At 54.0% G+C, this 24,151-nt stretch carries 21 protein-coding genes and 3 pseudogenes; 13 read left to right on the plus strand and 11 right to left on the minus strand.

Annotated elements, in window-relative coordinates:
• Positions 1-18 precede the first annotated feature (18 nt).
• Positions 19-838 (plus strand): annotated as a pseudogene (gene mnmH, locus CUN63_RS26255) (tRNA 2-selenouridine(34) synthase MnmH); the annotation flags it as partial.
• 49 nt (positions 839-887) lie between these two features.
• On the opposite strand, the gene CUN63_RS26260 reads toward mnmH, so the two are convergent.
• Positions 888-1,433, minus strand: a complete 546-nt coding sequence (locus tag CUN63_RS26260; RefSeq protein WP_256657598.1) for a class I SAM-dependent methyltransferase — start codon at positions 1,431-1,433, stop codon at positions 888-890.
• A gap of 678 nt (positions 1,434-2,111) precedes the next feature.
• Here CUN63_RS26260 and CUN63_RS26265 point away from each other — a divergent pair.
• Positions 2,112-2,399: a metal-sensing transcriptional repressor gene (locus CUN63_RS26265; RefSeq protein WP_129443739.1), complete on the plus strand. Its 288-nt coding sequence runs from the start codon at positions 2,112-2,114 to the stop codon at positions 2,397-2,399.
• 132 nt (positions 2,400-2,531) lie between these two features.
• On the opposite strand, the gene CUN63_RS26275 is transcribed toward CUN63_RS26265, so the two are convergent.
• A complete protein-coding gene (locus CUN63_RS26275) occupies positions 2,532-3,839 on the minus strand; it encodes an MFS transporter (RefSeq protein ID WP_129445159.1) in 1,308 nt (435 codons plus the stop codon).
• 360 nt (positions 3,840-4,199) lie between these two features.
• On the opposite strand from CUN63_RS26275, the gene CUN63_RS26280 reads away from it, so the two are divergent.
• From CUN63_RS26280 to CUN63_RS26290, 3 genes are read left to right on the plus strand one after another with little or no spacing between them, the layout of a single operon-like run.
• Positions 4,200-4,475, plus strand: a complete 276-nt coding sequence (locus CUN63_RS26280) for a metal/formaldehyde-sensitive transcriptional repressor (protein WP_034139899.1) — start codon at positions 4,200-4,202, stop codon at positions 4,473-4,475.
• Positions 4,476-4,486: 11 nt separating this feature from the next.
• Entirely contained in the window at positions 4,487-5,446 is a 960-nt protein-coding gene (gene dmeF / locus CUN63_RS26285; RefSeq protein ID WP_129443740.1) for a CDF family Co(II)/Ni(II) efflux transporter DmeF, read from the plus strand.
• A gap of 43 nt (positions 5,447-5,489) precedes the next feature.
• Positions 5,490-5,672: a DUF1289 domain-containing protein gene (locus CUN63_RS26290; protein WP_129443741.1), complete on the plus strand. Its 183-nt coding sequence runs from the start codon at positions 5,490-5,492 to the stop codon at positions 5,670-5,672.
• Between the two features lie 211 nt (positions 5,673-5,883).
• Here the strand turns inward: CUN63_RS26290 and CUN63_RS26295 are convergent, their stop codons facing one another.
• From CUN63_RS26295 to CUN63_RS26330, 8 genes are all read right to left on the minus strand, one after another.
• On the minus strand, positions 5,884-6,351 hold the full coding sequence (locus CUN63_RS26295) for a DUF411 domain-containing protein (protein WP_129443742.1): 468 nt from the start codon (positions 6,349-6,351) through the stop codon (positions 5,884-5,886).
• Between the two features lie 165 nt (positions 6,352-6,516).
• On the minus strand, positions 6,517-7,581 hold the full coding sequence (locus CUN63_RS26300) for a copper resistance protein B (protein WP_178082675.1): 1,065 nt from the start codon (positions 7,579-7,581) through the stop codon (positions 6,517-6,519).
• Entirely contained in the window at positions 7,553-7,801 is a 249-nt protein-coding gene (locus CUN63_RS26305) for a hypothetical protein (protein ID WP_178082676.1), read from the minus strand. The genes CUN63_RS26300 and CUN63_RS26305 overlap by 29 nt, the downstream gene beginning before the upstream one ends.
• 12 nt (positions 7,802-7,813) lie before the next feature.
• On the minus strand, positions 7,814-9,766 hold the full coding sequence (locus tag CUN63_RS26310; protein ID WP_129443743.1) for a copper resistance system multicopper oxidase: 1,953 nt from the start codon (positions 9,764-9,766) through the stop codon (positions 7,814-7,816).
• Between the two features lie 220 nt (positions 9,767-9,986).
• A complete protein-coding gene (locus CUN63_RS26315; RefSeq protein ID WP_129443744.1) occupies positions 9,987-10,193 on the minus strand; it encodes a co-regulatory protein PtrA N-terminal domain-containing protein in 207 nt (68 codons plus the stop codon).
• A 336-nt stretch (positions 10,194-10,529) separates the two neighbouring features.
• A complete protein-coding gene (locus CUN63_RS26320) occupies positions 10,530-10,730 on the minus strand; it encodes a heavy-metal-associated domain-containing protein (RefSeq protein ID WP_129443745.1) in 201 nt (66 codons plus the stop codon).
• Between the two features lie 112 nt (positions 10,731-10,842).
• On the minus strand, positions 10,843-13,197 hold the full coding sequence (locus tag CUN63_RS26325; protein ID WP_129443746.1) for a heavy metal translocating P-type ATPase: 2,355 nt from the start codon (positions 13,195-13,197) through the stop codon (positions 10,843-10,845).
• A 2-nt stretch (positions 13,198-13,199) separates the two neighbouring features.
• Positions 13,200-13,454, minus strand: a complete 255-nt coding sequence (locus tag CUN63_RS26330) for a DUF2933 domain-containing protein (protein WP_129443748.1) — start codon at positions 13,452-13,454, stop codon at positions 13,200-13,202.
• Between the two features lie 358 nt (positions 13,455-13,812).
• Here CUN63_RS26330 and CUN63_RS26335 point away from each other — a divergent pair, with 358 nt between their 5' ends.
• From CUN63_RS26335 to copD, 6 genes are all read left to right on the plus strand, one after another.
• A complete protein-coding gene (locus CUN63_RS26335) occupies positions 13,813-14,502 on the plus strand; it encodes a heavy metal response regulator transcription factor (protein WP_129445161.1) in 690 nt (229 codons plus the stop codon).
• Entirely contained in the window at positions 14,499-15,887 is a 1,389-nt protein-coding gene (locus CUN63_RS26340) for a heavy metal sensor histidine kinase (RefSeq protein ID WP_129443749.1), read from the plus strand. The genes CUN63_RS26335 and CUN63_RS26340 overlap by 4 nt, the downstream gene beginning before the upstream one ends.
• 130 nt (positions 15,888-16,017) lie before the next feature.
• Positions 16,018-16,575 carry a hypothetical protein gene (locus CUN63_RS26345; RefSeq protein ID WP_306108936.1) on the plus strand — a complete coding sequence of 186 codons (558 nt, stop codon included), beginning with the start codon at positions 16,018-16,020 and terminating at the stop codon, positions 16,573-16,575.
• 11 nt (positions 16,576-16,586) lie between these two features.
• Complete coding sequence (locus CUN63_RS26350) at positions 16,587-18,065, plus strand: multicopper oxidase family protein (protein WP_129443751.1); 1,479 nt, start codon at positions 16,587-16,589, stop codon at positions 18,063-18,065.
• Positions 18,066-18,667: 602 nt separating this feature from the next.
• Positions 18,668-19,051: a copper homeostasis periplasmic binding protein CopC gene (copC, locus tag CUN63_RS26355; protein ID WP_129443753.1), complete on the plus strand. Its 384-nt coding sequence runs from the start codon at positions 18,668-18,670 to the stop codon at positions 19,049-19,051.
• 3 nt (positions 19,052-19,054) lie between these two features.
• Positions 19,055-19,993, plus strand: coding sequence for a copper homeostasis membrane protein CopD (copD, locus tag CUN63_RS26360; protein WP_129443755.1), 939 nt, complete (start codon positions 19,055-19,057; stop codon positions 19,991-19,993).
• A gap of 1,233 nt (positions 19,994-21,226) precedes the next feature.
• On the opposite strand, the pseudogene CUN63_RS26385 reads toward copD, so the two are convergent.
• Positions 21,227-21,433, minus strand: a pseudogene (locus CUN63_RS26385) (DUF5329 family protein); the annotation flags it as partial.
• Positions 21,434-21,440: 7 nt separating this feature from the next.
• Here CUN63_RS26385 and CUN63_RS26390 point away from each other — a divergent pair.
• Both CUN63_RS26390 and CUN63_RS26395 read left to right on the plus strand, forming a co-directional pair.
• Positions 21,441-21,629 (plus strand): annotated as a pseudogene (locus tag CUN63_RS26390) (DUF5329 family protein); the annotation flags it as partial.
• A gap of 152 nt (positions 21,630-21,781) precedes the next feature.
• Positions 21,782-23,926 carry a bifunctional DedA family/phosphatase PAP2 family protein gene (locus CUN63_RS26395; RefSeq protein ID WP_256657599.1) on the plus strand — a complete coding sequence of 715 codons (2,145 nt, stop codon included), beginning with the start codon at positions 21,782-21,784 and terminating at the stop codon, positions 23,924-23,926.
• Positions 23,927-24,151 lie beyond the last annotated feature (225 nt).

Here is a 24,151-nt window from a genome sequence, read left to right on the forward strand (position 1 = left end):
CGAATGGAGTTGCTGGGCCTGCACTGTTTTCGGGGCGGGTTGCGCTCACAGATCGTCCAGCAGTGGCTCAAGGAAGCCGGTATCAAATACCCACGGGTGATCGGTGGCTACAAGGCCATGCGTACCTTCCTGCTGGAGACCATTGAGTCGGCAGTTGAGCAGTGTGAGTTCGTCGTCGGTGGCATGACCGGCACTGGCAAGACTGATGTACTTGCGCAATTGCCCAATGCTCTGGATCTGGAAAGTCATGCCAACCACCGAGGCTCTAGCTTCGGCAAGCGCGTCACCGACCAGCCAGCGCAGATTGATTTTGAGAACCTCGTGGCCCTAGACATATTCAAGAGGCGTGCGGCGGGTATCAAACAATTCGTAGTGGAAGACGAAAGCCGCCTTGTCGGCACCTGCAATGTGCCGCTGGAGTTGCACCACGGTATGCCAGCGCTACCCGTTGGTGTGGCTGGAGGACCGCTTCGACAACCGCGTCGAGCGTATCTTGCGCGATTATGTGGTGAATCTCTGCGCCGAGTTCGTCACGCTCCACGGGGAAGAGAGCGGTTTCAGCCTGTTCGCCGGGCGTTTGTTGCAAAGTCTGGACAAGATCAACAAGCGCTTGGGCGGTCAGCGCCATCAATGGTTACAGGCGATGATGCATTCCGCTCTTGATGTGCAGCAGCGCAGCGGGTGGAGATGCACCGTGGGTGGATCGAAGGTCTGCTGCGCGAGTACTACGACCCGATGTACGCCCACCAGCGCGAGAAGCAAAGCCGGTCGTATCGGATTTGCTGGCGAGCAAGACGCGGTCATCGCTTACCTGGCTGAACGTAAAGCCAGCCGTTAGGCCGTGGTTGATACTGCTAGTCATTCGGTGCTGGATGTCACTAGGGGTGTCAGTCGCGTTGGTACGCTTTGAGCTTTCCTAAGTCCTCTTGTGCTCGCTTGCGGAAGTAGCAATATAGAAATTTCTGAACAGCTCCGCTCGGAGTGTGGTGCTCTTCACTCGCATGGCCGAGCATCTCAAACTGGGCGCCAAATTCCGCGGCTAGGTGGTCAACATTGTAACGCTGGGCCGGAAGGCCGCTGCACCGATCCGGACCCTCTTCGGCAAATGTGCCAACGACTACGAAGCCTCCTGGTTTGAGCGCTCGGTCCAGCGCATGCAGGTAGCGCGCGCGATCTCCCGATTCGGTCAAGAAGTGAAAAACGGCGCGGTCATGCCACAAGTCATACTTATGCTTAGGAAAAATCGCTGTAGTAACATCAGCTTCCAGCCAGTGCACCGAGGCTGCATGTTCACCAAGTCGATTGCGTGTGACGTCCAGCCCGGAGACGGAAATATCTAGCACAGTCAAGTTCCGGTACCCGGCCTTGAGGAGGTCATCGATCAGGGTCGAAGCACCGCCACCGACATCGATAAGCACCGCATCAAGACTCAATCGCCGTCTGGCGAATTAACGCCAGCGACATGTCGGCATGCTCCTGGTACCAGCTAACAACGTCAGATGCCTTCTCGGTGTAAACATTTTCCCAATGTCTTTTACTTTGCATGTAAGTCCTCACTGGTGCTTTACGTTTATGGGGCCGCCACATATACCTGCTTAGGCGATCAGCTCAACGTCAGGGATTGCTGCTGTGGTCTCCTTAAGTAACGATAAGAACTCCACAGCGTACGGTTTATCACTTTCCGTGGGTGATGTGGCGGTCCAGATGTCTGAGATTAGTCCATCGTGTGTGATGGGTTTAGCAGTGACATATTGGCGATGGAGGTAACTTTGCACCGCCCAGCGCGGCAGAGCAGCAGCACCTATGAAGGTAGTCACCTGCCGCGACCGCCACGCCGACTGAATAGAATATTTTGAGCTACTGCCGGACGGACAAACTCGCAACGGAGCGAACTGTGGCCAATGCACCGAAACATGGCCTGTGCTTTTAACTTGGCCATGCATCTCGTCTCAAGCAATCAACATAGTCATCAAGTTCAAAGCCTCTTTTTCTCTGGGTTTTCTGGCCTGAGTGTTCGCATTTCGATTCGTTTTCATGATTGAAATACGTTTGGATGTATCCCCTAGGGGGGATATGATGTCGGCGTATTTATCGGGTCTGAGGCTCAAGTCATGAGTGAACACGATCATCCCCATACGCACCGAACCCATGAGGCGATTATCAAGCGCCTCAAGCGGGCCGACGGTCATCTGCGCAGCATCATCACCATGATCGAAGACGGTCGTGAGTGCGTCGACATTGCTCAGCAACTGCATGCCGTGGAAAAAGCGGTGTGTCAGGCCAAGCGAACGTTCATCCAGGATCACATTGATCACTGCCTGGAGGACACCGTCTCGGCGTTGAACAATGGCGAGCGCGCACCACTGGAAGCGTTCAAGCAAATCACTAAATACCTCTAGGTCTGTCATGACCTACAAGGTTTGGCCAGTGGGGCAGTGGGGCCACTGGTTCTATCCGGGCCATCTTGCCGCTCTGCAAGCTCTACGGTTTCTGATCTGAGGGTTGGCAAAATCTTAAGAACTAAAGCCCCCTCAACTTGGCCAGCGGCGATGCTGATCGTCAATCACATATGGGTGTTCGTGATCCGCCCCATCTTGGCCGTCGAGGTGAGTGTGATCGTCCGGCAGGTTCTCATGGGTATGTTTGATCGACTCTTGGTCATGAGCAGGACGCCAGATCACTATGCTGACCGCCAATGCGCTACCAGCCACGACAACGAGCCCAACAAACGATGCCGTGAGGCTGATGTTGGCACCCAGCCATCCCGCCAATGGGTAGGTAACCAACCAGCAGGCATGGGATAGAGCAAATTGGGCGGCAAACAGCGCCGGGCGATCTTCAGCATGTGCCGAGCGACGCAATAGCCGACCGCTTGGGGTCTGGGCCAAGGAATAGCCCATGCCCAGCAGTATCCACAGAGGCAGCAGGAAGTTGTAGGTCGTCAGGTTGATACCAAGGCCTAGGCCGACGACCAATATTGCTCCGCCGAATAGCATGGCCGTCCGGTCTTTGATGTTTTTCAACAGCCGGGGTAAGACCAAGGCTGCGATCATAGAGCCGCCACCAAACGCGGCCAGCGCCAATGCCGTAGAACTCTGAGGCAGAGCGAAGCGCGACTGCACCAGCACCACCGTATTAACGATGACCATGGCACTGGCGGCAGCTACTGTCAGATTAAGAGCCAGCAGCCCCCGTAGGCGAGGGGTGGCCAGGAATATGCGCATGCCACGGGTAGTTCGTTCGTAGATGCTGCGTCGCGGCGTCTCCTTCGCCTTTGGCAGCAGCACTGTGGCGACCAAGGCCGCTGAGGCAAGGAACCCGATGACAGTTCCGGCGAACAGGTTATGGAAGCTAATCACGGTCAGCAACGCGGCGGCGAGCATCGGGCTGGCGACACTTTCAAGATCGTAGGCAAGACGCGATAGCGACAAGGCGCGGGTGTAGTCGTCTTCATCCGGCAGTATGTCTGGAATGGTCGCCTGGAACGTGGGGGTGAACGCTGCCGAAGCGGACTGAAGGACGAAAATCAGCACGTAGATTTGCCAGACTTCCGTCACGAACGGCAGTGCGAGCGCGACCAGCGCTCGCACTAGATCCAGAGAGACCAGCATTGCCCGACGAGGTAGATGCGTTGCAAAAGCCGCTGCAATCGGCGCAACGCCGATGTAGGCCGTCATTTTGATCGCTAACGCCGTACCGAGGACGGCTCCCGCTTGGGCGCCTGCAAGGTCGAACGCCAGTAGGCCCAGCGCGAGAGTGGCAAGACCAGTACCTACGAGCGCAATCACTTGGGCGAGAAAGAGATGACGGTAGGTTCGGTTGGCTAGGATTTTCAGGATGAAATATCTCAAGTGGCGAAGTGCGTGACCAGGCGGCTACCGAACTTTTCACGAAGAGACGCAATCAGCTGGTTTCGTCTCTGTTGAGTGCGAATATCCCCCCTGGGGGGATATAGTTCGATCCTAAACCATAGACCATGGCAGCTCAAGAAATAGGCGCTACGCCATCTATCGAATTATTGAAGTGCGGGCCCGCCCATACGGCTTGTATTGGTTCTGCACGGCGAGGCGACGTGCTCAATGTTTCGATTGCAGCATTCAAATGCTGCGACGCTGCCGGTCGGATGTATTCCCTCCCTGGCTTGTATGGCTAGTTGGAACGTGTGATCATACTTTCATTATAGGTAGGGGGGGTATGGTATGGGTCATATGAGATCGAGCAAAGACAATCTTCTTAAACGCGTAAAGCGAATCGCTGGGCAAATCCAGGCGATTGAGCGAGCACTCGACTCTGATGATGACTGCTCGAAAACCTTGCTTTTGGTCGCTTCGACCCGTGGCGCTATCAATGGGCTGATGGATGAAATCATCGAAGACCACGCTCGTGAACACGTCGCGAATCCGACACTCAGCAACGAAGAAAGAGCGAAAGGTGTCGATGAACTTCTCGAAGCCATTCGCCGCTATTCCAAATAGGATTTGCTCAGATGAGTAATTCGTACACCGACTATTCCCACGACCATATGTTCCTTGGGAAATCACATGAAGAAAACGCCAAGCGAACCTTGTGGGTGGTGGCCCTGACCGTCGTAATGATGGTTGCTGAAATCACCGCAGGTTATCTCACTGGCTCAATGGCGTTGCTTGCTGATGGTTTTCACATGGCAACGCACGCTGGAGCACTTGGCATAGCCGCAGCTGCTTACGGTTACGCAAAAAGACATGCCTCAAGTGCTCGCTACAGTTTTGGAACTGGCAAGGTGGGAGACTTGGGTGGCTTCGCCTCTGCTCTGATATTGGGACTGGTCTCCTTGGGAATTGCCGGAGAGTCGCTATTCCGTCTCTTTCAACCGACTCAAGTGCAATTCCAGACAGCGACTCTTATCGCAATTGTCGGATTAGCAGTGAATGTGGTGAGCGCGCTTTTGCTGTCTGGCGGTCATGATCATCACCATGGGCATGACCACGATGAATCTCACCATGCGCATGGTCAGGACAATAATTTGCGCTCTGCTTACGTTCACGTCATTGCAGATGCACTGACTTCGGTTCTGGCCATCGCAGCACTGCTTGCTGGTCGATACCTTGGTTGGGTATGGCTCGACCCTGCAATGGGGATTGTGGGTGCAGTTGTCATTGCACGCTGGGCTTGGTCGTTGATGCGGGTGACTGCGGGTGTATTGCTCGACCAGACAGATGATCATGTCGCTGAAGAGATTCGTGAACTGGTTGAGCGACCGGGAGATGCTTCGATCATTGATCTTCATGTCTGGCAGGTGGGGCCGCAAGCCCGTGCCGCGATTGTGAGTGTTCTGGGCAGCCCAGCAGTGAATGCAGAAAACATACGAGAACGGCTTGCGACGGTTCATGAGATCACTCATCTGACAGTTGAGTACCGCACGAAGTTGGGCGCTGATTCACCCGATCAGGTCGCCGTTCTGGCTTAGCCATGAACCCGTAGCACGCGTAAGTTCGACGAGGAATTGAACAATGGCCAAGGACATCGAAAATCCCTGTATTTCTGTTTGCCAGCTGAACAGCGAACTGTGCGTCAGCTGCGGTCGCACCAAGGAAGACATCAGAAAATGGAAGCGAATGAAGCGTCCAGAAAAAATGGGCGCTGTACAACGCGCGACCCTGCGTCTGAAAAGCCTGCAAAAAAAGAACTCTTAAACCACCGTCATTTACGTTTTCTACTTTTTCAGCCGAAACACAAATTGTTATTGAGGACAGCGGTACGGGGTTATCCGATGCGGTGCAAGCGCGCCTGTACAACTGTTGCTGATCGTCCTTGGCGAATTGCTTGAGAATGAAATCGACAGAGCATGTCCCGCTGCATGGCCATGAACGGTGACCATGCCGTGATGGGATGGATGGGGCGGGATTAGTTTTCGGGGTATTCAGCAATGGCCTGATCTGTGCCGGCTTTGGTCAGGCCGATTATCTGATAAGCCTCATGTACTCCATCGACTTCCATTCCTGGAGAGCCTAGCGGCATGCCAGGAGCGGCGATCCCGAGAAGGTCGTCACGTTTACTCATCGCAATTATTTGCTCAGCGGGAACGTGGCCCTCAACAAACTTCCCGTTGATCATCGCGGTGTGACAAGACGAGAGTCGTGGAGCGACACCGAGGTCCTGTTTGACAGCACTCATGTTGGTTTCTACATGATCAATGACGTTGAAGCCATTGGCCTCAAGATGCTGAATCCATTTCTTGCAGCATCCGCAGTTTGCATCTCGATGAACATCGATGGTCAGGGCCTGTGCCGCTTGAGCGGTTGAAACGATGAACAGCGCGGCGAATGTTGCGATACGCATAAATCGATTTGAGAGTCGGAAGCTACCTTTCATGAATATTTCCTTTTACCTTGGCCGCGTTGGGATATCCCGCGAAAAAGCAGAGCTCTCACCCGAGCTTTCAGTACGGCTGCTTAGGTTTGGTTGATGGTCTCACCCTTGAGTCGGGGAGGTGGTTCCCCGATCATTCAAAGTTCTTGATGGTGTTGCTAGATAGAATCAGAACCACATCCGAATACCTGCTACAAATCGAGCCTCGTTGGTCTTTTCTCCTTCATCGCTGGCCAGGTCGGCGGTCTTGCCGTAGGAGCGATTCCAGGTAACCCCGACATAAGGGGCAAATTGGCGAACAATCTCGTAACGCAATCGGAAACCTACTTCGGTGTTGGCCAGTCCAGACCCAATGCCGCGCTGAGGATCATTTTTTCCGTATAAATTTACTTCGGCTGTTGGCTGCAAGATCAAGCGATTGGTCAGCAGAATGTCGTAGTCACCCTCAAGTCGAGCAGCGGTTTGACCATTCTCACCGATGTAAGCAGTTGCTTCGGCTTCAAAGTTATAGAGGGCCATGCCCTGAATACCGAGCGCTCCCCATGTTTGGGGCGACCCAGGCTTGAAGTCTTGTCGAACTCCGGTGACGACATCCCACCATGGACCGATGGCGTGCCCCCAAAGTGCTTGGAGTTCAGCGTTTTCCGTTACGCCATTGGTACGCTCACCTTCCGAGCGCAACCACAGACGATCAACGTCACCACCGATCCATCCTTTTGCATCCCAGGCCAACGCACTACCGTTGTCAGCATCCTGGTACTCAAATTTATCCAGTAACATGAAGGAATTGAGTTTTTTGTCGTGGACACCATGACCAGCCACATCTGGAAAGGCGGCGGCACGGTCAGCGTCGGTAAGTACGGGCACCGGGGTTCGGCTCGTGGTAGTCGCCCCTCCATCCATGCTTTCCATGCCGTCCATTTGCCCGTCGTCCATGCTCATCTTGCTGTGATCCATAGCCCCCATCTTGCTATGGTCCATGGTTCCCGTTGAGCTGTGGTCCATCTTGGAGTGATCCATCGCGCCATCTTTCGCTGTGGTTGGCTTGGATTTTTGCGCAGTCGAAGGCTTTGAGTCCGCACTTGATGGCATCGCCATCGACGGATCCATCTCTTCAGCGGCTTGGGCCATGACAAAGAATGCAGGACTGGTAGAGACTGCCAGTGCCATCAGCATTGAGCGTAGAAAACTACTGGTCATGATCTCAATCTGCCTTTTTGGTTTTTTGGTCATGATCCATCGACTCATGGCTCATCTTGCTGTGGTCCATTGACCCGTGATCGGGCTTCGAATCGTTCGCCATAGTCGCAGGCTTGTCCGTTGCTGTAGCAGGAATAGTAGGTGAATGATCGCTACCATTTTCCCCTGCCAGCACCGTGGACGAAAGTCCACCCAGCAGGCCAACGGCAAAGAGGCAACCCACCAGCGATTTACGATTTAGGTATGTGCTCACAGATCGTCTCCTTTACTCATCAACCCGAACTTCACGGAACATGCCCATTTCCATATGGAAAAGCAGGTGGCAGTGATAGGCCCAGCGACCTAGGGCATCAGCGGTGACTCGATAGCTGCGCTTGGTACCTGGCGGCATGTCAATCGTGTGCTTGCGCACCATGAACTTGCCGTTCTCATCCTCAAGGTCACTCCACATGCCGTGAAGATGGATTGGGTGGGTCATCATGGTGTCGTTCACCAGGGTGATGCGCAGGCGCTCGCCATACTTCAGGCGAAGCGGCTCGGCGTCAGAGAATTTAATACCGTTGAATGACCACGAAAACTTCTCCATGTGACCGGTCAGATGAAGCTCGATGGTGCGATTGGGCTCACGACCGTCAGGGTCCTGAAATGTGCTTTTCAGGTCAGAGTAGGTGAGCACTCGACGACCATTGTTTCGTAACCCGATGCCAGGATCGTTTAGCTTTGGCGTGGGGTTCATGGCTTGCATGTCGACCAAGGGGTTGTTGGTTTCAGAGGCTGGGTGAGTCTGCATTTCTCCACCCATGCCGCCCATGCCAGCCATTCCCGACATATCGCCATGATCCATCCCTGCCATCTTGCTGTGATCCATGCCGGCCATGTTGGACATGTCGCCTTTGTCCATGCTCGCCATCTTGCTGTGATCCATACCTGCCATGTTAGTCATGTCACCGCTGTCCATGCCGGTCATCCCGGTCATGTCACTTTGGTCCATGCCAGTCATCTTGCTATGGTCCATGCCGGCCATGGTGGACATGTCACCTTGTTTCATATCACCGCCGCCCATACCAGCCATGCTGCCATGGTCCATGCCCGCCATACCGCCCATTCCCATGTCATCCATGGTCAAAAGAGGCCGAGGGTCGAGGGCAGGCACCTGTGCCTTTAATCCTTCGCGAACTGCCAGGGTTCCCCGTGCATAACCGGTTCTATCCATAGACTGGGCGAAGATGGTGTAGGCCTCTTCATTGGCAGGTTCTACGATTACATCGTAGGTTTCTGCTACGGCGATGCGGAATTCGTCGACGCTGACCGGGTTGACGTGCTGGCCATCGGCGGCGACAACCGTCATTTTCAAACCAGGGATACGAACGTCGAAGTAGCTCATGGCCGAGCCGTTGATAAAGCGTAGGCGCAGCTTCTCACCCGGTTTGAAAATCCCGGTCCAGTTACCGTTAGGAGCCTGGCCATTCATGAGATAGGTGTAAGTATCCCCACTGACGTCTGCGAGATCGGTGGGGTTCATTTTCATTTCAGCCCACATCTTTCGGTCGGCTACGGCAGCAGACCAACCTTGCTTGCTGACATCGTCGATGAAGTCTCCCACGGTACGTTTGTGGTGGTTGTAGTAGTCCGATTGTTTCTTGAGCTTGGCCATGACGCGACTAGGATCCTCATCGGTCCAGTCGGTCAGCATCACCACGTAATCGCGGTTGTATTGAAAAGGTTCAGGCTCTTGTGAGTCGATCACGATTGGACCGTAAACGCCTGCCTGTTCCTGTAATCCAGAGTGGCTGTGGTACCAGTACGTACCGTTTTGATGAACCTTGAACTTGTACTCATACATGCCATCGGGTGCGATGCCATGGAAACTCAAGCCCGGTACACCATCCATGTTGGCGGGCAGAATGATCCCGTGCCAATGAATGGAGGTGTCTTGATCCAAGCGATTTTTCACACGCAGGGTGACCGTTTCCCCTTCACGCCAGCGCAGCAGTGGTCCCGGCAAAGAGCCATTGATGGTCATGGCTGTGCGCGGCGAGCCGGTGATGTTTACAGGGGTTTCACCAATAAACAGATCAAATTCGTTGCCGGTGAGTACGCTCGGCAGACCAGGACTGCTCACTGCCCACACAGGAGTGCGCCACAGACCAAGACCACCGAGAATGCCGCCTGCGGCCAGGCCTTTAACGAATGTCCGCCTAGAGGTTTTGGAGTGCATGCCGTTTATGTCCAATCAGTCAAAAGGGAAGCCGTGATAAACAACTAATGAGTTGCTCATACAGGTTGAAGGCAATATCTCGGGAAATCGTGCTTAGCCCGGATGAGCTTCGCACACCGTTGCCAAAGACGAATGGATACGGCAAGCGGACTCAGAAATTGCCACATCTGGACCATCACGGTGATTACATTTCTGTCAGCTTGGGAACACTCCAAGCTACTCAGCAACTGGCGTGGTCGTCACCTTTGTCTTTGCTCTCTGCTACCGGGGTTTGAGTGCCTTGCTTTTGGGCTACCTGGTACGCTTCCATGGAGTTCTGTCTGGCTGCTTCCATGCGTGCGAATACGCGATCACTGCCACCTTCGGCCAATGCCAGAGAAGAAACGGCCAAGGCTGCGATGACAAATAGGGTTTTCATGGATTTCATATGGGTATCCTCGGATAAGATTTGGCTACCCCCGTTGAACCTACATCAAGACGTAATTCGTGGGGGCTAAGCTCAAGACGCGACGCAATCTTAAAACCCGCAACCTGTCAGAAGCCTTAAGTGAGTATTACGGTTGTGTCAGGTTGTGATTTCCTTACGGAATAGCCTCCTGACTGCACTCGGAGTAGGCATCTCGTCTTGGTGGTCTGAAGGTTTCCATACAAAGCTAATTGATCAGAGTTGGATCAAGCCATCTCCGTTGCGCGCTGGTATATGAAATGAACGCTAGAAAAAAGTGTTCATGAGAAACGTGAGCGCGCAGGTCGACCGGGGCTCTCAGATGCCGATTTTGGAAGGGAAGCCAAGTGCCTCAACAATTGAACGCAAGCGCTCTGGGCTTTCGTTGCTTTCGACGTTGACCTTGCCGGCGGCACGATCCACCGAAACGGTTGCCTGGTTATCCAGCGACTGAATGGCTTTGGTAATTTTACTGACGCAGCCTCCACAACCAATGCCTGAAACTTCTAAGACGAACATAGGTATTCCTCTTGTGTTGAGCAGCCCCATTTAGCCGCAACCACAGCATCAACGCTGACATGATGGGAAGGTCAAGAGTTGTCTACGTTGTGGCTTAAATAAGGCATTGATCTCAATCTACTTGAGTGTTCCTCAGCCTCAGTGCATTGAAAACGACGGATGCGGAGCTAACGCTCATGGCAATGGCCGCGATCATCGGCGATAAGAGATGTCCAGTCAGGGGATACAGCAGACCCGCGGCGAGTGGGATACCCATCGAGTTGTAGATAAAGGCGAAACCCAGATTCTGCCGCATGTTTTTTACCGTCGCGACAGAAAGGGCCCGCGCCCGGAGAATCCCCATCAAGTCACCCTTTACGAGAGTAAGCTGCGCACTGTTCATCGCGACGTCTGTCCCTGTCCCCATCGCGATGCCTACATCTGCTCGGGCCAGAGCAGGAGCATCATTGATACCGTCGCCCGCCATGGCAACGCGTCGCCCCGTTTTTTGGAGGTCTGCGACCAGACGCTCCTTGTCTTGGGGTTTCACCTCACCGTGTACCTCGTCAATACCCATTTCCTTGGCGACAGCCCGTGCCGTGGTGAGGCCATCTCCGGTGGCCATGATGATCTTTATATGGTCGGCTTTGAGTTTGGTGACAGCCTCCTTGGAGGTCGGCTTGATCGGATCTGACACCGCCAGCAACCCCGCCAGTATTCCATCGACCGCCAGGTAGATGATGCTGATGCCCTCAAGGCGCAATTGCTCGGCGCGGTTCTTGAGGGGGCTGATGTTCACACCTGCCTCTTCCATCAAGGCGGTATTGCCCAACTGGATTTTCTTGCCATCGACCATGCCACTGACCCCGATCCCGGAACCGGACTCGAACGACTCAGGTTTGGTTAGGACCAGATTCTCAGCAAGGGCATGATCAACAATGGCGTGAGCCAGCGGATGCTCACTGCCTTGATCAAGGCTAGCGGCCAGTTGAAGTACATCATTGGCAACGAACTTCTGTGTGGCTTCCACACTGTGAAACACCGGACGACCCTCTGTCAGGGTTCCGGTCTTATCCACAATCAGCGTGTCGATCTTGCAAAGGTTCTCGATGGCGCCGGCATCTCTGAACAGAACCCCCATGCTGGCCGCTTTACCGGTGGAAACCATGATTGACATGGGTGTCGCAAGCCCAAGAGCGCAGGGGCAAGCAATGATAAGCACAGCGACAGCGTTGATTAGGCCGAAGACCCAGCCAGGCTCTGGGCCAAACAGCCCCCATCCCAACAGAGTCAGTAGGGCAATCGCGATTACGCCCATCACAAAGTAACCCGCGACGACGTCGGCCATGCGCTGCATGGGGGCTTTAGAGCGTTGGGCACGGGCAACCATCTGAACGATTTGCGACAGCACGGTTTCAGCACCAATTTTCTGCGCTTCCATCACCAGGCTGCCATGGGTATTGAGCGTGGCACCGATCAGGCTATCACCGCTTCTTTTCATCACAGGGACTGGCTCGCCGGTCAGCATCGACTCATCGACCGCGCTTTCGCCTTCCAGCACTGAGCCATCGACAGGAACCTTTTCACCCGGTCTGACCCTGAGGTGATCGCCCTTGTGTACATGCGTTAGAGGGATGTCTTCCTCTTTGCCATCGGCATTGATCCTGCGTGCGGTTTTCGGAGACAGGCCAAGTAGCGACTTAATAGCCAAAGACGTTTGTGATCGAGCTTTGAGTTCAAGCATCTGACCGAACAAGGTCAGCGAGATGATTACGGCTGCGGCTTCGAAGTAGACGCCGATGCGACCCTCTTGGATGAAGGTGGTGGGAAAACTCTGGGGAAACAGCGTGGCTACGACGCTGTAAAGATACGCAGCTGCTGTGCCCAGGCCAATCAAGGTCCACATATTGGGGCTGCGATGACGAATCGAATCGATGCCCCTCACAAAAAACGGCCAACCAGCCCATAAGGTTACAGGGGTTGCGAGGATAAGCTCGATCCAGTTCTGGATAGCCCCATGGAAGAGTTGCAACGAGTGTCCCGCCATGGCGAGTACCGTCACGATCACAGTTAATGGCAACGACCACCAAAAGCGACGGGTGAAATCCTTGAACTCGGGGTTTTCTTCCTCTTCCAGCACTGGCATGACCGGTTCCAATGTCATGCCGCATTTAGGGCAGGTACCGGGGCCAGGCCGACGTATCTCTGGATGCATAGGGCAGGTGTACTCAGTAGCTTCCTGCGTTTCAGCTGCTGTTGAGGTATTGCTGGAGTGATCGGTATTGAAAGGTGGAGCGGTAAAACGCTGCGGTTCTGCTCGAAATTTCTCTTGGCACTTCAGGCTGCAAAACTTATACGTCTGCCCCTGGTAAATCTCGCTGAACTTGATTGGTGGGGTAACTGCCATGCCGCACACCGGATCGCGTAGACCTTCATCCAGGACCTTCGCAGGATGGGTGTGGTCTAGGTGACTTGTGGCGTTGGGCATGACTAGTTTCCTTTCTCATCTTTGTTGGTTTTTGCCGAGTCGGCATGTCCACCATGGTGCCCATGGCCGTGTCCAAAAAAATGCATCAAGGGGCAGAGCAAAAGGATCAGATAGGGCAGATAAGGCGAAACATGGCCGAAGTGTTCCCGAACCAGGTAGAAGGCGCCAATCGCAATCAGCATGATGAGTACGACACCCATTTTGCTCCTCCAAAATGGAGGGTCCGCGTTTTCAACAGAATGCTGATGAGGGGTCATGATGTAGCTCCCACTGTTATGGCAAGAGTTGCCGTGAGTCTGATACTTGAGCGTAGTCAATGCTCGTTTTAAAACTGTGACCTCGATCAAGTCACGCGTACTACACATTACGCTGAGTGACCATTCAGACCGGTGGTGGCTCCGAAGGGCCGGTGCTTGTGTGGAAAGGGCTCGATGGGCTCTTGATCAGAACTTGGTCGCGGACGTTGCGGACGAGTGTATGCAAGTATTCATGCTCGTCACGAGGCAACGCTCGGCCGACATCCACCTGAAGCCAAGATTACTTTTCTGTCAGTTTCTGATGGAGCAGGCTTATTCGTTGCAAACTCAGCCTAGTTATCAATTTGAGATCCGTCCCATGAGACTTTTGGTTGCTGAAGACGAACCGACATTAGGTATCTATTTACAGCAGGGGCTGACGGAGGCTGGATTTAGTGTTGATCGATTCACCGACGGCGCGGAGGCCCTTCAGCACGCCTTGAACGAGGGATATGACCTGCTGATTCTTGACGTCATGATGCCGGGTTTGGACGGATGGGAAGTCCTACAGAGGGTGCGTGCATCAGGTAAGGATGTTCCTGTACTTTTTCTGACTGCGCGAGACCGTGTTGAAGATCGGGTCAAGGGGCTTGAGCTTGGAGCAGATGATTATCTGATTAAGCCCTTTGCGTTTTCTGAGTTGCTGGCTCGGGTGCGAACTCTGCTGCGTCGAGGGAGTGGCGCGCCATCGCAAACCCATATGAAACTGGCCGATCTTGAGGTTGACCTGCTCAAGCGCCGGGCTATCAGAGGAGGCAAGCGTATCGATCTCACGGCCAAGGAGTTTGCGCTGCTGGAGTTGCTCCTCCGTCGTCGGGGCGAAGTACTCTCGAAATCACTCATTGCCTCGCAAGTCTGGGACATGAACTTCGACAGCGATACCAACGTGATTGAGGTTGCGGTGAGGCGACTCAGGGCGAAGATTGATGACGACTTTGAGGTCAAACTCATTCAAACCGCTCGCGGCATGGGCTACATGCTCGATTCACCAGACACGGAACTTGAATGAACCGCCTATCCCTGACAACACGCCTGAGCTTGATGTTCATGCTTTCGGTGACGGTTGTCCTCACCGTTGCCGGAGTCAGTTTCAATCACCTCAGTCAACGTCATTTCGAAATGCTGGATCAGCAAACCCTGGACGAAAAACTAAGCTCGGCCCAAAGGATTTTGGGTGAGATGCGCAGCATCGATAAATTCAGTGAGCTAAAGCCGCAGTTGGAGGCTTTGCTAGGGGCTCACCGTGATTTGACCGCGATCATTCTGAACCGCGACGGAAAGCTGTTTTTCTCTGGCCCAGGGCCGGTTGATGTCCCAGAGCAATTCCGCACACGGTTAGGTAACACGATGTGGGAGTGGCGGGACGAAGATCATATTTACCGAGGTGTCACGGCCCAGGCAATGGTTTTCGGGCAGGACCAACCACTGACGGTGATCTTGATCTTTGATGTTACGCAGCACATGTTTTTCTTTGAGACCCTTCAGCGATGGTTCTGGATAGGGCTCGTGATCAGCGCACTCGTTAGTGCGGGGCTGGGATGGATGGTTGCCCGCAGCGGTATGCGTCCTATTCGTCAGGTAACCATGGTCGCCGCATCCATGTCTGCTAAATCACTTAAAGAGCGCATCCCATTGGCGCCCGTTCCAAAGGAGCTTCAACAGATGGTGTCGTCATTCAATGCGATGCTGTCACGTCTGGACGATGCTTTTGTGCGACTGTCGAATTTTTCCGCAGACATTGCTCACGAACTGCGGACCCCGGTCAGCAATCTTATGACCCACACTGAGGTGGTGCTCTCAAGAAAAAGGAACATCGAGGACTACGAAGACAATCTGTACTCGAACCTGGATGATTTGAAGCGAATGTCTCGCATGATCGATGACATGCTTTTCTTGGCTAAGTCCGATAATAGATTGCTCATGCCAGAGAACGATCAGATAGACCTACAGGAGGAGGTGGGGAAGCTGCTTGAATACTACCGTCTGGTGGCTGATGAGCGCAGCATTGAGCTTAGCGTTTCGGGGGCAGGAAGTGTCCGGGGTGACGTATTGATGTTACGCAGGGCGATCTCGAACTTGCTTTCAAATGCGCTACGGTACACGCCAGAGGGGCAAACCATCCGTGTGGATATCCGTCAGAAAAATACGTCGACATTGGTGACGGTGCAAAACCCCGGGAAGACCATTGCGCCTGAACACCTTGAGAAACTATTTGACCGTTTCTACCGCGTAGATCCTGCACGACGTGAAGGAAGTCCTAGCAACGCTGGGCTGGGTCTCTCGATCACTCGATCAATCATTGAAGCTCATGAGGGCAGGATCTGGTGCACCTCGTCCAATGGAACAACTGGCTTTCATATTGAACTCCCTAGTGCCGGACTGAAACGCGCCTGAATTTGGAGACGCCTCTTAAGTCGGCTCCACGCCCAAGAACTCCATCCAACATGGACGTTAGTTTTGCAGGATGTGCGCTTCTGTTTGACCTATATCAACGCTCCGAAAACAGGCGAGAGCTATTCTTAAATTGGCAGAGAGCCAATTTTTAGATTCGAAGCATTCATTCTGGCAGACGCCCTTGAGGCTGATCTTTGGTTTGTTTCTGGTGTCTGCCTTTTTTGCGTTCCACGGTAACCATGCGAGCTTTCCCCTCTTACCCTTGGAGATCGTCATGCAAGCACCACTGAAGTTTGTTCTAGCGCTCCTACTCACTAGCGCTGCTGTACTCGCTAACGCCACTGACACTCATCATCCAGACGACGCTCAAACGCCCTCAGCCCAGGCAAGCGGGCAGACCAAGCCTGCCACGGACAAAGCCGTGGCTGAGCAAATGCAGAAAATGCAGGCCGCCCACGACAAGGTCGCCGCAGCCAAGACTCCGACAGAGCGCCGGGCTGCCATGCAAGAGAGCATGCAAACGATGAAGGGGTCCATGGCCATGATGCGGGACATGCACTCAGGTGACCACTGCAAGGGTATGGGTATGTCTAAGTCAGAAAACGGCAGTGGCACGGGGATGATGGACATGATGATGCAAATGATGGATCAGCAGTCCAGCATGATGAACATGCAGATGTCCAAATGAAGGCGTACCCAATGCAGCGCCGAACCTTCCTCGGCGGGGTGGCAGTTGCAGGGTTGGCGGCGCCTTGGCTGCAAGCGTGGTCAGCCGTAGATATGGCCTCGGCGCCTGTTGGATTACCATTGCTTGCATCAGATCTACTACCGGCTGGTGCCACACTGCGCGAATTACCCAAACTGGCTAATTCGAGCAGCACTCCAGGCCATTTTCAAGCCACTCTGACCGCTGCGCCGCTCACGCTGCCCTTGATCCCCGGACATGCATCGACCGAGTTCTGGGCCTATAACGACAGTTTACCTGGTCCGCTGATTGAGCTTTTTGAGGGTGACATGGTGGAGATCACCTTCATCAACAACCTCAAGCAACCCTCTACTATTCATTGGCACGGTCTGCCAATTCCGCCCGAGCAAGACGGTAATCCCCATGATCCGGTGCCACCTGGCGGACGCCATACTTACCGTTTCAATCTGCCGCAGGGGAGTGCGGGCACCTATTGGTACCACCCCCACCCACATCAGTACACGGCTGAACAAGCCTACCGTGGATTAGCCGGGCCACTGTTGGTGCGGTCGCGAAAGGATCCACTGGCCGAACTGCCGGAGCGATTGTTGGTGGTCTCCGACCTCAAACTCGACCGCTACGCCGCCATCGCCCCGAACGATTCCAATGATTGGATGAATGGCCGCGAAGGGCAGTTCGCCTTGGTCAACGCTCAGCGTCAACCAGTCTTGCCGTTTGACGCGGGAGGTCGTGAGCGTTGGCGCGTTTGGAATGCTTGTAGTGCCCGCTATCTGCAACTCACATTACCCGGTAGCACGCTGACCCTGGTCGGTACCGACGGCGGTTTGCTTGAAGCCCCTCAACCTGTACAGGCGGAATACCTATTGGCACCTGCCCAGCGGATCGAACTGATCGTCGATGCTGGCAGCCTTCGTGATCGCATAGAGCTGAACGCGAATATCTACTCACGCGGCAAAATGGGCGACGTCGAGCCTGACAAGGTCATGTCTCTGCTAACGGTCGATTTCACGGCGGTCAGAACAACAGCTCTGGCTGCCTTGCCTGGTAGGCTTGGTTCAGTAGCCGATCTCGGTCCGGTCGTAGCACACAAACAGGTGGTGTTCAGCGAAAAAATGAACATGGCCAATGGTACTCATCGCATGCAATTCCTGATCAACGATCAGGAGTACGACATGGGGCGGGTCGACCTCGTAAGCAAAATCAACGAGGTGGAACTATGGGAACTCGTCAATCGCTCTGATATGGATCATCCTTTCCATTTGCATGGCACCCAGTTCCAAGTAGTTGAGCGAGAGCTGGGTGGGGTGATCACGCCTGCTCCATTCCGTGCCTGGCAGGACACGGTCAACCTGCGTTCGAATGAGATCGTACGGATTAAAACTGTCCAGCGATGGTCCGGATTGCGTATGTTCCACTGTCACATTCTAGAACATGAAGCGACGGGAATGATGGGGCAGCTCAAAGTGGTTTGAACAATAGCTGCGCGTCGCTATGGACCACAGGACTGGCTGTAAGGGCAGGGAGTTGCTCGGGGTTGGCGAGGCCGAGGTAGCTGGTTCTGATCGATTGGTGCGCACATTACCTATCCCATGAAAAACGGATAGCTTTGAAGCTAGCATCATGTGGCTCGTTCACTCACCCTAATCGCGAGTCCTGTTCCAAACCTCAGCTCAGACTTCGGTGTAGAGACAAATCACGAGGCTTTCGATAGATACCCGTCCAGTTTCATTGGCTGTAGTATCCAATCGATGGAGTAACAGGTAACGCGACGCATCTCTTATTAGCCATTACCGTCCGTCCCGGTTGGGGTCGTCCGAGTCGATTGTCACCACAATGCTGAGGCAGAGATCTGGGCACCAAGCTTACTGAATTGTAATCGACCAGTCGGCTGCAATGTGGCATCGTGGCTCAGCTCTAAGACACAAGAGTCTTTGATCAATTACCTAAGTTCAGTTAATACCATGACGGTTTATGCATTTGGCTGTGTTATGTGGTTTTAGCCTGATCGAAAATATAAAACTAGATCTTCCCCGCCAAACCTCGAATCTACAGCTTATGCTGTGAGGAGTCTTGCATGTCACCTTTTAAAACTACCACCGTGATGGTTGCACTAACCGCAGGGTTGCTTTTGAGTGCTGTGGCACAAGCGCATCCAAAGTTGGTGTCTTCTAGCCCTTTGGAGGGCTCGACCGCCGGAGCACCTTCCAAGATCGAACTGCACTTCTCGGAGAACCTCACGACTCAGTTCTCAGGAGCGAAACTGATCATGACCGACATGCCGGGCATGCCGAACTCGCCGATGGGAGTTAAGGCTGGCGTCTCAGGCGGCGACGATCCAAAAACGATGGTCATCACGCCCGCTGCACCATTGACCACTGGTACTTACAAGGTCGAATGGCGTGCTGTTTCTTCAGACACTCATCCCATTACAGGCAACGTTACATTTAAAGTGAAATGATTTATGAGCGACTCAATCAACATCGCCCTTCGTTTCGCTCTTTATTTGGATCTAATGCTGCTGTTTGGATTGGCAATTTTTGGATTGTACAGCCTCAAGGGAAAAGAGCGAGTATCCGGCGCTGTCTTGAATTTTGAGTCGCTCCTTTTAGGTGCGGTAGTTATTGGTACCGTTTTATCCCTTGCTGCTATGTTGTTTCTTGCGAAAGCGATGAGCGGTGTTTCAGAGCTAATGGAGCTGCATCACCATATATTTGAAATGGTTCTTATGGGAACCGACGTCGGTTTGACGTGGATGGTGCGAATAGTTTCCCTTGTGATGGCCGGTATAGCCGTTACACTTAACAAGCGTTTCCCAAGTATCAGCCTATGGGCTGTCACCGTCTTTTCTGCGATTGCTTTGGCGACTTTGGCATGGACAGGACATGGCGCGATGGACGAGGGCGGCAGTCGTTATATGCATTTCACCAGCGACATATTTCACCTTTTGGCCGCAGGGGGCTGGATGGGGGCTCTCGCTGCATTCGCTTTACTGCTGCGTGAGAAGATACTTAACGGTGAACAAGAAATACGAGTTCTTTCCCGGGTTCTGACTGGATTTGAATCAGCGGGAGCGCTAATTGTCGTAACTCTAGGTGTTACCGGCATAGTAAATTACCTTTTTATTGTAGGTCCGGCCTTGGACGAGGTGATGCTTAGCACTTATGGTATATTGCTGCTCTTGAAGGTTTTGCTATTTGCAGGGATGGTTATATTGGCGTCTCTAAACCGCTTCCATTTGAGCCCCCTGTTAGAGCGCTCAATCAAGAGAGGAGACCATGCCGTCGCCGTTAATGCCTTACGACGTAGTATGATCTTTGAGTTCTCCGTTGCAGTGATTATCGTGTGTCTTGTCGCTTGGCTAGGAACCTTGAGTCCGGAGATGGATATGAGTTCGGTATAGACCTGAAAGTTTAGAGTTGCTTTCTTCTACGCGTCTATCTCGCGTTGTTTGTATGAAATAAACTCATCGCGTAATTGGCTGTTTTCTCCCGATTATCATGCCGGTAGAGGAGGGGCGCATCAAATGTTCTCTACGTCTGAAGAGGGCTATCTAAGCTGCTGCCAAGTACTCCCACCATCACTGCTCTTTATTAAATCGACAGGATTGAATAGGGCTCTACCACTGGCCGGATGACCAATGGTATAGATGGCTTAGCCGGACGCATAGTGCGCCAGTTAAAGCTGGCGGAGGTGCACATCGGGAAGTCCTTCGCACAGAAACTGGGAGATCTCAGCGGTGCCCGGTGCGCAAGCACCGGGCGGAGCAGGAAAGGCCAAAAGCCGTAACCCTGCTGTCCACGTTGCTGAGAAGTCGAATACGTCCGTAGTACCTGAGAAGCCATCGAACAAAGGGTCTAGCCCTGCGGAGATAGTGGAGGAAAGGGACGTAGCCAAGGGAAACACTGACATGCCCCCCGCGCCCCGGACACTGAGCCGGATCAGTTGCGCGTCGATGGGACTTGAAGGTGTACGTGAAGTAGCCCGAAGGAACAAGGGCATGCAGTTCACGGCATTGCTGCACCACATCACACCGCAGTTATTAGCGCAGAGCTTTTATGCGCTCCGCCGCGATGCGGCGGTGGGGGGGACGGCATGTCGTGGCGAGAATATGAGGAAGGCATTCTCCAGCGGGTTAGCCAGTTGCACGCAAGGCACCATAGCCGGGCCTAACCACTACTCCATCAGGATGCCGTCGCCTACCTGGAGCAGAGTCTGAGTAATGCTCAGGAGTGGGCGATGGCGACGATCAAGCGTGATGTCTATCTGCCGCAGAACGAAGGCAAGATCTGGAAAGCTATCGCGCAGGCGCGGGGTAGAAATTGGAATAACCGGCGAACCTTCAGGGTGTGAAAACCGGTTGTTCCGAGTTGAGCCCACCCCGCAGTAAAGTGATGCGATAGAGTTAGTCTCAGCCATACACCATCAGTTTTACCGGTGTCTTGCCTGCCAGCAGCCCGTCCACACGGATAGGTTTCTTGCAGCGATGCGGAATCCAAAGCAACGATGTCGGAATCGGAAAATGATTGTCAATCGGTGATTGGCGTTACGTAGTCGACCGACGAGCTAGAAGTCAAGAATGCTTTCTCTGGAAGCTCAGCGAGCTTTTATTAGCAAGTCGCCTGGATGCATCGGTTGCCCGAGCCCGGAGACCTGGGAATTCGCTCCCGTTACGCACAAACTGACACTCACTGTGCTCGACAAAGTCCAGCAAGCCCTTTATCTCTTGAGTGGTTTGAGGTGTGGTTTGAGCCTGCGCGTTGGTTATGATTGCGATAAGGCTAATACCAGTTGCAATCAGCAATTGGCTGATGGGACGAGCCGCCACTATCCACATCTGCATGATTCAGCATCTGGAGAAGAAACTGAATTATCTCGTAGGCAAGAACATGGTGAGCAGCGCAGAAGACTTCATCGACCTTGCTGCGACTAAAAGCAGTATGAGTGGCCGCGCCTATGAAGTGCGATGTCCAAGAGGCGTTCAACCAGCAAGCACCTGGCTGAAGACAGAGTTACAGAGGCAACGGCAGCTTCATTGAGTTTGTCTCAAGTCGAAAAAACTCAGAATGGCGTTGGGCTTTTCGCCTACTACGGACGTTATAGGCAGGAGACCGCATCTTGCACGATAGTTCCTTGCCGTTTTGGTGAGTGACCTCCGATCAAACGCAGCCAGTGGACGGAGCATTAGCAAATGAGTAGCTATGCTTGGTCTGTTGCAGAAATTGTTTTTGCAGCTGGCAATTGCCGAAACGCGCATCAATGGCCTCATCACCGGCACTCTATGGGTAGCCCGCCAATTATGACGTCCTTGGTCTCATCGGTCATCGAGTTCCTGACGGCGCATCCGCATGTTGCCTATCTGGCGGTGTTTCTCTTGGCACTTTCCGAGTCAATCCCGATCATTGGTGTCGTCGTTCCCGGTACAGCCGTGATCCTTGCCCTCAGCACCTTGGTGCCGAGCGGCGTCTTATTGCTCTGGCCGTTGCTGGTCGCCGTCACGTTAGGTGCAATCGCGAGTGATGGTCTTTCGTTCTGGCTCGGGCATCGATACCACCGCGAAATTCTTGGCCTCTGGCCATTGAGCCGTCACCCTGAACTGATTCAGCGTAGCGAGGCCTTTTTCGAGCGTCACGGTGCCAAGAGTGTGTTTCTCGCGCGCTTCGTACCAGGCGTCCGTGCCTTCATTCCGCTCCTTGCCGGTATGCTGGGAATGGCGGTCAGTCGGTTCTATGCCGTCAATGTTGTCTCGGCGCTCGCTTGGGCGCCGTCGCATATCCTGCCCGGTGTGCTCGTCGGCGCAACGTTCAGCTTTCTCGGTGCGGCCGCAAAGCCGCTCGCGATTTTGCTGGTCGTTCTGGCTGCGGCGGGTTGGGCAGTCCTGCAAATCGTGCGCTGGACGTTGCGTTACGGCATCCCGTACCTCATCGTCGGAGTGGCGCGGCTACGGAGTTGGGCCGGCACCCACGACACCTGGTTGAGCCGGCGGCTCAGCACCTTGCTCGACCCTTCACGGCCCGAAGCACGGGCTCTCGTACAACCGACTGTCTTTCTCGTCGGTGCCGCCTGGCTTTTCTTCGGTGTCCTTGAAGATATCGTCAGCGGTGACCCGTTGCTGCTCGCAGACAGCGCGATACATCGTGCGCTTCAGGATCTTCGTACAGCGCCAAGTGATGCGGCGATGATCGCCATTACAGAACTCGGCGACACCAAGGTCGTGGTGGCGGTCACGATTGTTGTCTTGCTGTGGCTCATGTGGAAACGCGCCTGGCGTACAGCAGCCTATTGGCTGGTTGCAATCAGTGGCGCTTCGGTGCTCAACACTGTCATCAAAGTAGCATTGCATCGAGCCCGACCCGGTGAGCTTCTCTACTCCGGGTGGAGTGCATTTTCCTTCCCCAGCGGCCATAGCACGATCAATGTCGTGTTATACGGTTTCCTCGCTTTCCTCATCGCGCGTGATATCCGCCCGGCATGGCGCCTCGCGGTCGTTATTGGCGCCGCAACCCTGATATTTCTGATTGCATTCTCGCGGCTCTACCTCGGTGTGCATTGGCTTTCCGACGTGCTCGGGGGGATGGCATTTGGGTCCGCTTGGCTGGCGTTGCTCGGACTCTCCTACTTGCGGCGGCAGGCCGAGCGCATCAACCCAGGGGGCCTGCTCGCCCTCGGATGTGCGGCACTTATCCTCGTCGGCGGCTTCAATATCTATCGTAGCCATGCGACCGACAGCGGTCGTTATGCCGTCAAGGTTGGGACGCCAAGCATGAGGGCCACTGATTGGTGGGCGTCGGATTGGCAGCAACTGCCGGCGCGGCGTATCGATCTCACGGGCGAGACGAATGAGCCACTGACGTTCCAGTGGGCCGGTGGCCTGCCGGACTTGCAAAATGTCCTTCAACTTGACGGGTGGCGCGACTCAGCGGCCTGGACACCGTTGAATGCCCTGAATTGGCTTACCACCCAGACCGACCCTACCGTTTTTCCAGTTATTCCTCTTTTCGCAAGTGGTCGTCTTCCCAGTCTGACCCTCGTCCGACCGTATAGCGATGGTGCACCTGCCGGTTCGCGCCTCGTGCTTCGATTGTGGGTCGTAGATTTTCAGCTCACAAACGGACGAACTACACCGCTCTGGATGGGCTCGATTGTCGAGGAGCGTTTTTATCATCTCCTATCTCTCGTCACATTGACGTCGACACAGCCCGATGTGAATGCACCGAGGAGCACGCTAGCTGCCGATCTTGACAGTGGACGGCTCCTCTCTCGGACCGAAGGAGCAGCAGATGCGGATTGGGATGGGCAGGTCTTGTTAGCTCGCCACAGTGAGAAACAGAAATGAATGACCGTTTCGAGGCGGTTTCTGGCCTTCAGTGCCTGCTTGCCACTCGGGATGATTGAAACGCCGACGTCTTGAGCCTATTCGAGTCGTGGGCCAGTGGCTTAGAGTGCGCAAAAATGCGCATGGACCATCAACAGACCTAGAGTCTGCTCGGAATGAGCTTCTATTTTGTGCCAGATAATGCTGGCTTAATTCAGGTTCGGTGTTATCGCCTGTCTTAGGCAT

The organism is Pseudomonas sp. ACM7 (genome assembly GCF_004136015.1).
GTDB lineage: Bacteria > Pseudomonadota > Gammaproteobacteria > Pseudomonadales > Pseudomonadaceae > Aquipseudomonas > Aquipseudomonas frigoris.

Excerpts from the sequence above, each read along its gene's own strand:
- CUN63_RS26265 (WP_129443739.1), top strand. The coding sequence starts at position 2,112 with ATGAGTGAACACGATCATCCCCATACGCACCGAACCCATGAGGCGATT.
- CUN63_RS26280 (WP_034139899.1), top strand. The coding sequence starts at position 4,200 with ATGGGTCATATGAGATCGAGCAAAGACAATCTTCTTAAACGCGTAAAG.
- dmeF (WP_129443740.1), top strand. The coding sequence starts at position 4,487 with ATGAGTAATTCGTACACCGACTATTCCCACGACCATATGTTCCTTGGG.
- CUN63_RS26290 (WP_129443741.1), top strand. The coding sequence starts at position 5,490 with ATGGCCAAGGACATCGAAAATCCCTGTATTTCTGTTTGCCAGCTGAAC.
- CUN63_RS26295 (WP_129443742.1), bottom strand. The coding sequence starts at position 6,351 with ATGAAAGGTAGCTTCCGACTCTCAAATCGATTTATGCGTATCGCAACA.
- CUN63_RS26300 (WP_178082675.1), bottom strand. The coding sequence starts at position 7,581 with ATGACCAAAAAACCAAAAAGGCAGATTGAGATCATGACCAGTAGTTTT.
- CUN63_RS26310 (WP_129443743.1), bottom strand. The coding sequence starts at position 9,766 with ATGCACTCCAAAACCTCTAGGCGGACATTCGTTAAAGGCCTGGCCGCA.
- CUN63_RS26315 (WP_129443744.1), bottom strand. The coding sequence starts at position 10,193 with ATGAAATCCATGAAAACCCTATTTGTCATCGCAGCCTTGGCCGTTTCT.
- CUN63_RS26320 (WP_129443745.1), bottom strand. The coding sequence starts at position 10,730 with ATGTTCGTCTTAGAAGTTTCAGGCATTGGTTGTGGAGGCTGCGTCAGT.
- CUN63_RS26325 (WP_129443746.1), bottom strand. The coding sequence starts at position 13,197 with ATGCCCAACGCCACAAGTCACCTAGACCACACCCATCCTGCGAAGGTC.
- CUN63_RS26330 (WP_129443748.1), bottom strand. The coding sequence starts at position 13,454 with ATGACCCCTCATCAGCATTCTGTTGAAAACGCGGACCCTCCATTTTGG.
- CUN63_RS26335 (WP_129445161.1), top strand. The coding sequence starts at position 13,813 with ATGAGACTTTTGGTTGCTGAAGACGAACCGACATTAGGTATCTATTTA.
- CUN63_RS26340 (WP_129443749.1), top strand. The coding sequence starts at position 14,499 with ATGAACCGCCTATCCCTGACAACACGCCTGAGCTTGATGTTCATGCTT.
- CUN63_RS26350 (WP_129443751.1), top strand. The coding sequence starts at position 16,587 with ATGCAGCGCCGAACCTTCCTCGGCGGGGTGGCAGTTGCAGGGTTGGCG.
- copC (WP_129443753.1), top strand. The coding sequence starts at position 18,668 with ATGTCACCTTTTAAAACTACCACCGTGATGGTTGCACTAACCGCAGGG.
- copD (WP_129443755.1), top strand. The coding sequence starts at position 19,055 with ATGAGCGACTCAATCAACATCGCCCTTCGTTTCGCTCTTTATTTGGAT.
- CUN63_RS26395 (WP_256657599.1), top strand. The coding sequence starts at position 21,782 with ATGAGTAGCTATGCTTGGTCTGTTGCAGAAATTGTTTTTGCAGCTGGC.